Annotated in this window: 6 protein-coding genes and 1 pseudogene; 2 read left to right on the forward strand and 5 right to left on the reverse strand. The window is 67.4% G+C overall.

From position 1 onward, the window contains the following. A complete protein-coding gene (locus L6444_RS15440) occupies positions 1 to 621 on the forward strand; it encodes a TetR/AcrR family transcriptional regulator (protein ID WP_236975090.1) in 621 nt (206 codons plus the stop codon). Here the strand turns inward: L6444_RS15440 and L6444_RS15445 are convergent. The 3 genes from L6444_RS15445 to L6444_RS15455 all read right to left on the reverse strand — a co-directional run bounded on the left by L6444_RS15445 (position 587) and on the right by L6444_RS15455 (position 5,359). Further along, entirely contained in the window at positions 587 to 805 is a 219-nt protein-coding gene (locus L6444_RS15445; protein WP_236975099.1) for a Trm112 family protein, read from the reverse strand. The two genes, L6444_RS15440 and L6444_RS15445, sit on opposite strands and share 35 nt — an antisense overlap. Then, complete coding sequence (locus tag L6444_RS15450; RefSeq protein WP_236975101.1) at positions 798 to 3,782, reverse strand: acyl-CoA synthetase; 2,985 nt, start codon at positions 3,780 to 3,782, stop codon at positions 798 to 800. The genes L6444_RS15445 and L6444_RS15450 overlap by 8 nt, the downstream gene beginning before the upstream one ends. A gap of 92 nt (positions 3,783 to 3,874) precedes the next feature. After that, positions 3,875 to 5,359 carry an HNH endonuclease signature motif containing protein gene (locus L6444_RS15455; protein ID WP_236984162.1) on the reverse strand — a complete coding sequence of 495 codons (1,485 nt, stop codon included), beginning with the start codon at positions 5,357 to 5,359 and terminating at the stop codon, positions 3,875 to 3,877. Between the two features lie 210 nt (positions 5,360 to 5,569). On the opposite strand from L6444_RS15455, the pseudogene L6444_RS15460 reads away from it, so the two are divergent. Then, a pseudogene (locus tag L6444_RS15460) lies at positions 5,570 to 7,346 on the forward strand (ABC-F family ATP-binding cassette domain-containing protein). A 48-nt stretch (positions 7,347 to 7,394) separates the two neighbouring features. Here the strand turns inward: L6444_RS15460 and L6444_RS15465 are convergent. Further along, a complete protein-coding gene (locus L6444_RS15465) occupies positions 7,395 to 8,456 on the reverse strand; it encodes a type III polyketide synthase (protein WP_236975103.1) in 1,062 nt (353 codons plus the stop codon). 140 nt (positions 8,457 to 8,596) lie between these two features. Then, the gene (locus L6444_RS15470) at positions 8,597 to 11,623 is read right to left on the reverse strand and encodes a type I polyketide synthase (protein WP_236984164.1); all 3,027 of its coding nucleotides are present in this window, start codon (positions 11,621 to 11,623) and stop codon (positions 8,597 to 8,599) included. Positions 11,624 to 11,646 lie beyond the last annotated feature (23 nt).

An 11,646-nucleotide genomic window follows, 5' to 3' on the forward strand; every position in this document is an offset into this window, starting at 1 on the left:
GTGGCGGTCACCACCGGCAAGAAGCGGCGCGGCCGCCCGGCCGGCAGCTCGGACACCCGCGAGCGGATTCTGACGTGTGCGCGAGAGATGTTCGCCGACAAGGGCATTGACAAGACTTCGATCCGTGCGGTGGCCGCGGCGGCCGGAGTGGACGCGGCGTTGGTGCATCACTACTTCGGCACCAAAGAGCGGCTTTTCGCCGCCGCGGTGCACATTCCGATCGACCCGATGCAGGTGATCGGGCAGTTATCGGAAGTGCCGGTCGAAGAGATCGGACTGCAGCTGCCGTCGCTGCTGCTGCCGCTGTGGGATTCCGAACTGGGCGCCGGACTGATCGCCACCTTGCGATCGCTGGTCGCCGGCGACGAGGTCGGACTGGCGAGGTCGTTTCTGCAGGAGATCGTCGGCGGCGCTGTGGGGGCCAGGGTCGACAACCCGCCGGGGACCGGCAAGATCCGCACCCAGTTCGTGGTGTCGCAGATGATGGGTGTGGTGATGGCGCGCTACATAATCAAGCTGGAGCCGTTCGCGTCGCTACCGACCGAGCAGATCGCCCAGACCATCGCGCCCAACCTGCAGCGCTACCTCACCGGGGATCTGCCGGAGGGCTTTGCGCCGTGAATCGGGCGTGCTCGTCGTCGTCGACGTCGCGGGCCTCGTCGACCAGCAGGACCGGAATGCCGTCGTCGATGCGGTAGGCGCGGCGCAGCCTCGGGTTGTAGAGGATCGTCCCGTTCTCGACGAGCAGCAGCGGGCCACGGTCGTCCGGGCACACCAGGATCTGCAACAAGGTGTCGTCAAGCATCGGCCTTCACCGCCTTACCGCTGATCTGGGCACGCGCCGCCGGGGTCAGCCTACGGAATTCCTTACTGGTGGCGTCGAAATACCAGGCCTGCCGGCCGGACTTAGGGATTCCGGCGGCCCGCAGCGTGCTCACGGTGGGCCGGTAGGTTGTGCTGAGCGTCAACTTCGGCACCACCTGCACGATGTCGGGGCCCAATCCCACCGCCATGTTGGCCACGGCCTCGGTCAGGTCCGCGGCAGTGATGGTGGCGCCCGGACGCAACGTCACCGCGGACACCGCCAGCTGCCGGTCGCCCACCGGGACCCCGTAGGTCACCGCGAGGTCGACCGCGCTGATCAGGCCGAGCGCGTCGGTGACCAGTTCGGCGTACACCATCCCGCGTGCGGTGGGGACCACCGATCCACGCCGGCCCGCCAGCCAGAAGTCACCGTCTTCGTCGCGGTAGAAAAGGTATTCGGTGGAGATCCAGGTGTCGGCGGGCGCGAAGACGCCGCGCTTGACCGAGGCAGTGGGATCGATCGGCCCGCGGGATTGGGCGAGCAGCACTCCCACCTGATTGGTTGCGGCCACCTGGACGAAGCCGTTGTCGTTTTCCAGGATCAGATCGTGTTCCGCGTCGTAGGCGCCGAGTTCCACCCGCCCGGCACCGGGCAGCGGCCGGCCCTTGCTGCCGACCTTGACGCCCGACACATTGGCCAGCACCGCCTGCCCGTCGGTGGTGGCGAAGAACTCGACGACACGGGCAGGGGCGAACGCGTCGACGACCCGCTCCCACAACCCGGTCGGCATGCCCGAGCCGATGAACAGCCGCACCGGGTGGTTGCCGTGCAGCCCGAACTCGGGGTCGTCGACCACGTCGCCCAGCATCGCCCAGGTGTAGGACACCACGGTCACACCGTATTGGCGTACCTCGGCGACGAACCGTTCCGGGTTCAGGCCCCGGGACAGCGCGATGCGGGTGCCGCCGACGACCGCGCCCCCCAGGCTGACCAGCAGCGCGGATTCGTGGTGCAGCGGCGTCAGACAGTAGACGGTGTCCTTGCGGTCCAGCGACGCGGTCGAAGCGGTTCCGAAAGCCGACAGGGCCCACCGGAAATTGGTGATCTGTTTGGCGACGAGTTCGCCGCCGGCCGAACTGAACGCGATGAACGCCAGGTCGCGGGCGAAACCCGGGTTGGGCCGATACCAGGCCGGCAGTTGCACGATGTCCGGATCGATCTGCTCCATGTCGATGACGTCAGCATCGTCGGGCAGATGCAGATCGCGGGTCTCACCGCCGCCCAGCACCAGAATCTGGCCGGGCAGCTGGCGGGCGGCCTCCAGGTTGATCGGGTCGGTCAGGATTTCGCTGACTCCGCCGAGCCGGGCCTGGGCGGCCAGGTCGACGTCTTGACGCATCAGCACGGCCACCCCGCCCAGCCGGGACAGCGCGGCTATCGCGACCAGCGCGCTGGGCCGGGTTTCCATCAGGATCCCGACCCGGTCGCCCTGGCGCACCCCGACCTCGATGAGACCCCGGACCACGTTGTTGATGCGGCGGTTGACGGCCTCGTAGGTGTGCACCCGGCCGTCGAACAGCAGGAACTCACCCTGCGGGGCGTCGTGCGCCTGCTCGTCGATGATGCGGCCCAACGAGATTCGGGTGTGGTCGTTGAGCTGACCGAGTCGGGCCAGCCTGGGCAGCGTACGTACGGTCTCGACGGCCAGCGTGCGCATCGACCGGTTGGCCGCGACGACGGCGTCCGCGGCACCCCGTGCCACCGCCAGTGCGGCTTCGGAGACCTCGCCCATGCCGTGCACAAGGCGGGTACTCAACGCCACGCCACTGTCGGTGTGCTCGGCCGGTTGTTCGACCATCGGGTGGATGTTCGCCGGCTGATCGCCGCCGCCGGAGATCCATCGCACCCACTCGGCAACGGTGGGCCAGCTCTGCAGGGCGGCCCGCGAACCCACGACAAGTCCGAAATGACCTGTGCGGATCAGGCTTTCGTAGACCTCGGTGTTGGGCGCGGCGCGCCGGATACCACGCACCGATGCCGGCTGACCGATGTCGTCGACCTCACCGACGAACGCGAGGACCGGACAGGTGATATCGGTGAGCGTCACGAGTTGCCCGTTGATCGCGAAACCGCCGGTCATCATCCGGTTGTGGGCGATGAATTGCTTGAGCAGTTCCGAGATCGCCGGGCCCGACCAGGCGATCCAACCTTCGCGCTCAAGGAATCGGCGCTGCTGTTCGCGCGGCAGCAGGGCCTCGCGGTCGTGTAGCTGCCGCAGGAAATCGACGCGGGCCTTGGCCGTCTTGAGCGGATCCATCATCTGGAAACCGGTGCGCGCCATCCAACTTGGGATGTTCAGCCGGTTGAAGACGTGGTCGGCCATGAAATCGGCCATGGCCGGGGCCAGGTTCGGCGGCAGACCCATCGGCAGCGCGGCCAGCGTGTCGACCGGGGAGCCGAAGGTGACGATGCTGGCCAGGTTCTTGGACCGCCGATAGGCCGCGACCTGGTAGCACCACATTCCGCCCTGCGAGTAGCCGACCAGGTGCACGTCTTGCCCGGAAGCATCTCTGACGGTGTCGATGGCCTGGCTGAGTGCGACGATGTGGTCGGCCAGGGTGCGCTGCATGCCGCCCTCGACCTTGTCGGGCGAGCCGAAGTCGATGACCCAGGGGTCCAGTCCGCTGGCGTGCAGGATGCCCACCGCGCCGTCCTCGCGGGTGACGTCCCACATGTCGGCCGACATCATCATCGGGTGCACCATCAGCACCGGCGGTCCGACTTTCGGCTGGCCTGGCCGATTGTCCGGCGGGAAGTACCGCCGGAGCTTGTACATCGGCACGCTCTCCACGGTCTGGGACGGCGACGGGGCGCTGCCCGTTTCCAGGCCGCCCAAGCGCAGCACTTCCAGACCGTTCTGCGCTGTGGCCACCAGACGCTCGACGGGTCGGGTGACGATCGACAAATTGAGATCCACCGCTGCTCCTGACTGCTCGCTGAGTTGGCCTTGACCAGCGTGGTCATCATGGCACATCGGCCCCATGGCACGGTCCGAGCGTTAAGCCCGTGTTAAAAGGGTGGTGGTTCGTCGTCGGGTGGGGCGGGGCCGCCGTGGCTGAGGCCGCCGTGGCTGAGGTAGGCGGCATCGCCGGCGGTGCGGGCTTGGCGGTTGTGGCGGCGTTCGGTGGCGATGCGGGTGGCGCGGTCTTGGGCGCGGGTGCGGCGGCGCCTGGGCATCATGGCGGTGCGCTCGGCGCAGTAGTCGGCCGGTGGGGTGTCGGTTTCGGGGCTTGGCATGCCGCCGACGGCGGCGCACAGGCTGGGGAACAGCAGGGCGCTGCCCGGCGTGGTGACGTGAGTCTCGCCGGCCGGGGAGGTCAGGATCAGGGTGCCGTCGGCGAGTTGTTTCTCCCGCCAGCCCCAGAAGGATTTCACCAAATGATGTGTGCGGCAATAACATTTGAGGTTCCCGGCGTGGGTGGGTCCACCCTGGGCATACGGGATGGTGTGGTCCACGTCGCAGCGGGTGGCCGGCACGTCGCAGCCCGGCCAGCGGCACGTCAAGTCCCGGCACCGCACGAAATCGGCCAGCTGTTGGGAAGGGCGGTAGCCGGGTTCGGGGGGACGGCAGCCGGGATGGATCAGCGGTACCTGCTTGGCGGTTAGCGCCAGTTCGGCCAGCACCTCGGGGGTGATCAGCGCGCCGGCCTCCACCAGCGACGCCGGGGTGCTGCCGGCGCCGGTCAGGGTGGCGCGCTCGGCGATGACGTGAATAACCACCGCCGGGGAGGGTTTACGGTCCTGCGCGGCGCAATCCTCGCGCGCGCAGCGGCATCCCAGCCGATCCGCACCGGCGGCCAGAGCACCCAGGGCATCGGCACGGCGCTCGTCCATACTGCGTGGGTCGTGCGGGCACACCGTCGCCGCCAGCGCGGACAGTCGCGCCTGCAGCGCGCGGGCATCGGGGGTGAACAGCCCGCCCTCGAGGTAGGTGATGCCCTCATGATCATCGCTGAAGCTGACCTCCCGCTGGACGTGGCGCTCCTGCCGCCGGCGCACCGCATCCCGGTCCGCCTGGGCCACCAGGGAATCCACTTTGCCGGCCAGCCGGCCCGCGGTCAGCGACGGCCAGCGGGTCAGGTTGGCTGCGACCAGCCCATCGACGCGGGCCAGCACCTCGGGATCGGTGATCAGCTCGGTGCGTGACACCACGGTGGCGAACGCGCAGAAATCGATCTCCCCGGCCGCAAACAGTGCCCCTACTTTCGGCACCCGCTCGCGCAGTGCGCGCGCCCAGCGCAGTTTGGTCTGCGCGCGGCGCTGGCTGATCCGCAACCCCGCGGCCACTTCGGCGGCCACCGCTTCCATCGTGTCGATTGCCCAGTCCGCGGTCTCAGCGCTCTGGGTCAACCGATACGCGAACAACTCACCGATGGCTTTCAACTGCGCGGCGGCGGCCTGGTTCTCCAACCGCGCCCCCGCGCGTACCGCCTCCATCCAGCCCGCCGACTCCGCGGTTGGGGTCCGCAACACGCGACGCCGCAGCTTGTCCATGTCATCGAGCCACGCCCACAACACGGCCCGATCTTCGGTATCGGGTGGTTGTACATTCAGCGGCTCGAACACATGTTCGATTGTACCGCAGCCGCCGACGATACGCACCCGAAGTCCGGGGGGCATCACCCACCGATTCCGACTCTTGGCACGGTCGTCCGCTCTATCCGTGGATCCACCCCGCCTGCTCCACCTACTACCGTCGTGCGGGTGGCGCACCTACTCGGGGCCGAGGCGGTCCACCTGGCGTATCCGAACCAGGTGATATTCGAGTCGATCACCCTGGGGGTGAACGACGGCGCCCGTATCGGCATCGTGGGGCGCAACGGCGACGGCAAGTCCAGCCTGCTCGGCCTGCTCACCGGCCGATTGACGCCCGACACCGGTCGGGTGACACTTCGAACCGGGTTGCGGGTGAGTGCCCTCAGCCAGGCCGACACCTTGCGCCCCGATAGCACGGTCGGCGCCGAGCTGGTTGGCGACCAACCCGAACATCAATGGGCCGGCGACGCCCGCATCCGCGACGTGGTGAGTGGGTTGGTCTCCGACATCGATTGGCGAGCAAGGGTTTCCACGCTCAGCGGTGGACAACGTCGACGGGTCCAGCTGGCGCAACTGCTCATCGGCGAATGGGACGTGATCGCCCTCGACGAGCCCACCAACCACCTCGACATCGAGGGCATCACCTGGCTGGCCGGCCACCTCAAACAACGCTGGGCGCGCAACAGCGGCGGTCTACTGGTGGTCACCCACGACCGCTGGTTTCTCGACGAAGTCGCCACCACCACTTGGGAGGTGCACGACGGCGTCGTCGAACCGTTCGAGGGCGGGTACGCCGCGTATGTCCTGCAGCGGGTCGAGCGGGACCGGCAGGCGGCCGCCTCGGAGGCCAAGCGACAAAACCTGATGCGCAAGGAACTGGCCTGGTTGCGTCGCGGCGCCCCGGCGCGGACGTCGAAACCCAAATTCCGGATCGAGGCCGCCAACCAGCTGATCGCCGACGTACCGCCGCTGCGCAACACCGTCGAATTGGCCAAGCTGGCCACCGCCCGGCTGGGAAAAGACGTCATCGACCTGCTCGGCGTGTCGGTGTCGTTCGACGGACGTCCGGTGCTGCGGGACGTCGAGTGGCGCATCGCGCCCGGGGAGCGCACCGGAATCGTCGGGGCCAACGGTGCGGGGGAAATCCACCCTGCTGGGATTGCTGGCCGGAACGGTCCAGCCGGATACCGGGCGGGTCAAGCGTGGCAAGACGGTCCAACTCGCGGTACTCGACCAGCAAGGCGACGAGCTGAAAGCGCTGGCCAGCGAGCGGATCGCCGATGTGCTGGGCCGTCTGCAGAGCGGCTACGAAGTCGAAGGTCGCGAGATGACTCCCGCCCAGCTGCTCGAGCGCCTCGGGTTTGCCCGTGGACAACTCTCGGCGCGTATCGGCGAGCTGTCCGGCGGCCAGCGCAGGCGCCTGCAACTCATGCTGACCCTGCTGGCCGAGCCGAACGTGTTGCTGCTCGACGAGCCCACCAACGACGTGGACACCGACATGCTGACCGCGACCGAAGACCTGCTCGACTCCTGGGCGGGCACGTTGATCGTCGTCTCCCACGACCGCTACCTGCTCGAACGCGTCACCGATCAGCAGTACGCGATCCTGGACGGTCGATTGCGACACCTGCCGGGCGGCATCGACGAGTACCTGCAGCTCGTAGCCGCTGCGTCCGCCAAACCCGCTGACCGGCCGTCCGCCGCGCCGGCCTCGCAGACGATGTCGGGCGCCCAGCGGCGGGCTGCCGAGAAGGAATTGGCGGCAGTCGACCGCCAGTTGGCCCGCCTCGCCGACCGTATCGCCGCCAAGCACTCCGAGCTGGCCGAGCACGATCAGTCCGACCATGTCGGCGTCACCCGACTGACGCAGGAGCTGCGCTCCCTCGAAGACGAGGTCGCCGAGATGGAGGCTCGATGGCTGGAGTTGTCGGAGGCGCTGGAATGAAACCCACGCGCTGAGTCCCCGTCCGGGCCTGACGATCCAGGCGAAAAGCTAGTGCCAGCGCAACAGTACGAGTTCAGAGCAGAAGCCGGGCCCCATCGCCAGCATCAGCCCCTGGCTACCGCTGGGCGGTCGCTTCTCGATGGTGTCGCGCAGGATGTGCAGCACCGACGACGACGACAGGTTGCCGATGTCGCCGAGCGAGCGCCACGTCAGCTCCAGCGCCTCGGGCGGCAACTGCAGGGTGTCGGTGATCGCATTGATCACCTTGGGCCCGCCGGGGTGGCTGACCCAGGCCGCGATGTCGTCCTTGGTCAGATCATGCGTGGCGAGGAAGCCTTCGACGTCCGCGGCCAGGTACTGCTCGATCAGGTCCGTCAAGTCGGGTGAGAGCCGCAGCCGCAGACCGGCCGAACTGACGTCCCAGCCCATGATGTGCAGCGACTCGGGGTAGAGGCGGCTGCGCGAGTCGACGATCCTGGGTCCGCTGATCTGCAGCTGTTCGGCTCGCCGGTCACCGACGGCTACCACCGCGGCGGCGCCGTCGCCGAACAGCGCCGACCCGATCAACCCGGATACGGTCGGCTTGATCGCCGGATAGGTCAGCGAGCACAGCTCGACCGAAATCAGCACGGCCACGTCGTCGGGTGCGCCACGCAGATAGTCGTGCAACCGGCCCACACCGGCCGCCCCGGCCACACAGCCCAACCCGAACAGTGGCATCCGCCGCACGTCGGGCCGCAGGCCAAGCCTGCCGGCAATCCGGGCATCCAGCGACGGAACCGCCACGCCGGTAACCGTCGTGGTGATGATCAGGTCGATGTCGTCTGGCTGCAGTCCCGCCTCGTTGAGCGCCCCCATCAGCGCTTCGATTCCGAGGTCGACAGCCTTGTCGATGAAGATCTCGTTGGCGTCACCGAAGTCGGTGAGCGCCGGGTACTGATCCAGCGGCAACACGAAGTGCCGCCCGTTCACCTTCGCTGACTTGTGCAGCTTCCGGACGATTTCCTCGTGCTCCTTGAGACCGGGGAACTCGACGAACAAATCGGTGATCTCACTCTGGCTGTATCGGTGTGGTGGCAATGCACCAGATACACCTGCGATGACGCTCATGCACCTGCCTCATTCAGTTAGTCGCCGGCCAGTCCGCCCCGATCAGACTCCCCAAATCGGGGAGTTTAATGGGCGTTCGACTGCATCGCAAAAACGACCGCTATTCAACACCTGTCTTATTTGGCCGGGATTCGGGGTGATCAGCCATTGTCTCCATCGCCGTCTAAAGTCATCGCAATTAAATCGTCGGGACTCAGCGAATCGATGTCGTTGTCGCTCATTGAGTGTTCTGACGTGGCCCTATCCGTTCGCCCCGCCAACAACAATAGTTTCTCGAGTAGTCCGGTCCTGCGCAGTTCCGCGATGGGTATATTGCGCAGCTCCGACCAAATTCTTTCGTTTTCGGGCCGATTATCATAATGGTCGCTCAGCTGATCGCAGAGATGGTCGGCCAGCGCCGTTGGAGTCGGATAGTCGAAAATCAGTGTGCGCGGTAGCGACAATCCGCTCAGCGCACTCTCCGCCCTGAGCCGGTTGCGCAGCTCGACACCGCCCATCGAGGTGAACCCGAGGTCCTGAAAGGGCCGCTCGGGATCCACGTCGCGGCCACTGCCGTGACCCAGGACCGCAGCGGCGTGCCCACACACCAGGGCGATCAGCTGACGACGCCACTGGGCGGGATCGAGATGTTGCAACCGTGCGGCCACGGGCTCGACGGGATGCTCGACCACGCTGTCACCGGCCGTCAGCCAAAACCTTTGCCGGGCAAAAGCATACGTGGGTAGGTCTACGCGCCGACAACTCAGCCCGTCGAAAGTGGCCGCCCAGTCGACTTCCACACCCGCGGTGAACAGTCGCGCCGCCGCGGTCAGCACCGCGTCGACTTCGGGAACGCCGGCCGTCAGCGTCGCAACCGAAACCTCTTGCTCCGCGGTCAATCCGGCGCCCGGACCCACCTCGATGAACGCCTTGGCGCCAAGGCCCACCACGGTCGACACGCCGTCGCTGAACCGCACCGGGTTGCGGATGTGCTCGGCCCAGTACCGGGCCGAGCCGTAATCCGCGCCGGCCAGCTCCCCGGTGACATTGGACACCAACGGGGTCCGCGGGCGATGCACCTGCAGGTCTGCGAGTCGCCGGGAGAATTCGTCGACCATCGGCTCCATCAGGGCCGAGTGGAACGCGTGAGACACGGCCAACCGGCGTACCCGCCGTCCCTGTTCGGCCAATTGCTTGGCCACCGCACCGACCGCGTGCTGCGGTCCGGACAACACTACCGAGTCGGACGCATTGACCGCTGCCAGGCTGACCTGCGCGCTCATCAGCGGCGTCACCTCCGCTTCGCTCGCGGCGACGGCGACCATCGCACCGCCGGCCGGTAATGCCGCCATCAGCTTGCCCCGCTGGACCACCAACCGCGCGGCATCCGCGAGCGACAACACTCCCGCCGCGTGGGCCGCGGTGATCTCCCCTACCGAGTGCCCCATCACGAAATCAGCTGTGACGCCCCAGCGGCACAGCAGTTCCGCCAAGCCGACCTGCACCGCGAACAGGGCCGGCTGAGCGAACTCGGTGCTCTCCAACGCCGCCCCGTCACTGCCCCAGATAACCTGCCGCAGCGGCGATCTCAGATGCAGGTCGAGTTCGTCGGCAGCCCGGTCGAAGGCCGCCGCGAACGCCGGAAAGCGTTGGTAGAGCCCGCGGCCCATGCCCAGGTACTGCGACCCCTGCCCGGGAAACACGAACACCGTCTTGCCCAGCGATCGGGCCTGGCCGGCCACTACCCCAGCCCCCGGCGCCCCGTCTACCAGTCCGGCCAGACCGTCCGTAATGCGCTTACGGTCGGCGGCCACGATCACCGCCCGGTGCTCGAACACCGTGCGCGTGGTGGCCAACGACCAACCCGTATCAGCAATTCCGAGCGTCATAGCCTCCTCGGCCAGCCGGCGTGCCTGCCCGCTCAACGCCTCCGCTGACCGGGCGGACACTACCCACGGCACCATCACCCCGGTATCTGATTCGGCGGCAACCACTTTGGCTTTCGGCGCCGGTTCGACGATCACGTGTGCGTTGGTGCCGCCCATACCGAAAGATGACACCCCGGCCACCCGCTCATCATCGGTCCAGGGCGCCAACGCGGTGTTGACCCGCAGTCCGGCTCCGGCGACATCACCGGCGGGTTCGTCGAAGTTCAGGCTCGCCGGCAGCGCCGTATTCGCCACGGCGAGCACCGTTTTGAGCAGACCGGTGATACCCGACGCGGCGCCGGTATGCCCGACATTGGTCTTGACCGACCCGATGGTCAGCGGGCGGCGCCGCGGACCGAACACTTCGGCCAAGGCACTGACCTCGATGGGGTCCCCGACCCGGGTGCCGGTCCCGTGCGCCTCCACATAGTCGACCTGCGCGGGGTCCAGCCCCGCATCGGCCAGCGCCAGCCGTATTACGTCGGCCTGCGCAGTCGCCGACGGGACCGTGAGGCCCGGGGTCTCACCGCCCGCGTTCCCGACAGCGCTGCCGGAAATGATTGCGTGGACCCGGTTTCCGTCGTCCAGGGCAGCGCCGAGAGGTTTGAGCAGGACCAAGGCGGCACCGTCACTTCGCACATAACCATCCGCACGCGCGTCGAACGCGTAGGTGTGGCCCGACGGCGAGAGAGCGCCGAATTCCATTTCCAGAGACTCGATTTCGGCCGCCAAATTGAGCTGGACGCCGCCGGCTACCGCCATCGAGGCCGTTCCGGCCCGGAGCGCCTCGGCGGCCAGGTGCACCGCGACCAACGAGGACGACTGCCCGGAATCGACCGTCAGGCTGGGACCCCGCAAGTCGAAGCAGAACGAAACCCGGTTGGCGATCATGCCCCGGCTCAGCCCACTGAAGGCGTGGTGGCCGACCTGATCGAGGCCGTGGCGCGTCGTCAGCAATGCGTAGTCGTCGTTCATCGCTCCGAGGTAAACCGCGATCGGTTGCCCGCGGATATCTTTCGGGACAAGGTAGGCATCTTCGCAGAGTTCCCAGGTCAGTTCCAAAGCCAGCCGCTGCCGCGGGTCCATCGCGGCAGCCTCACGCGGTGAGACGTTGAAGAAGCCGGCGTCGAAATCGGCAGCGTCGGCCAGTGCGCCGACGATCTCACGGCCATCCTGCAGCAACTGCCAGAACGCGCGCGGGTCGGCTGCGCCGGGAAACCGGCAAGCCAGCCCGATGATCGCGATGTCTTTTCGCCGCACGGCTTTCACGTCGCGCTCATGGT

It is taken from the genome of Mycobacterium kiyosense, from assembly GCA_021654635.1.
GTDB classification, from domain to species: Bacteria; Actinomycetota; Actinomycetes; order Mycobacteriales; family Mycobacteriaceae; genus Mycobacterium; species Mycobacterium kiyosense.

Coding starts and splice junctions, on each gene's coding strand:
- L6444_RS15445 (WP_236975099.1), bottom strand. CDS start 805: ATGCTTGACGACACCTTGTTGCAGATCCTGGTGTGCCCGGACGACCGT.
- L6444_RS15465 (WP_236975103.1), bottom strand. CDS start 8,456: ATGAGCGTCATCGCAGGTGTATCTGGTGCATTGCCACCACACCGATAC.
- L6444_RS15455 (WP_236984162.1), bottom strand. CDS start 5,359: ATGGACAAGCTGCGGCGTCGCGTGTTGCGGACCCCAACCGCGGAGTCG.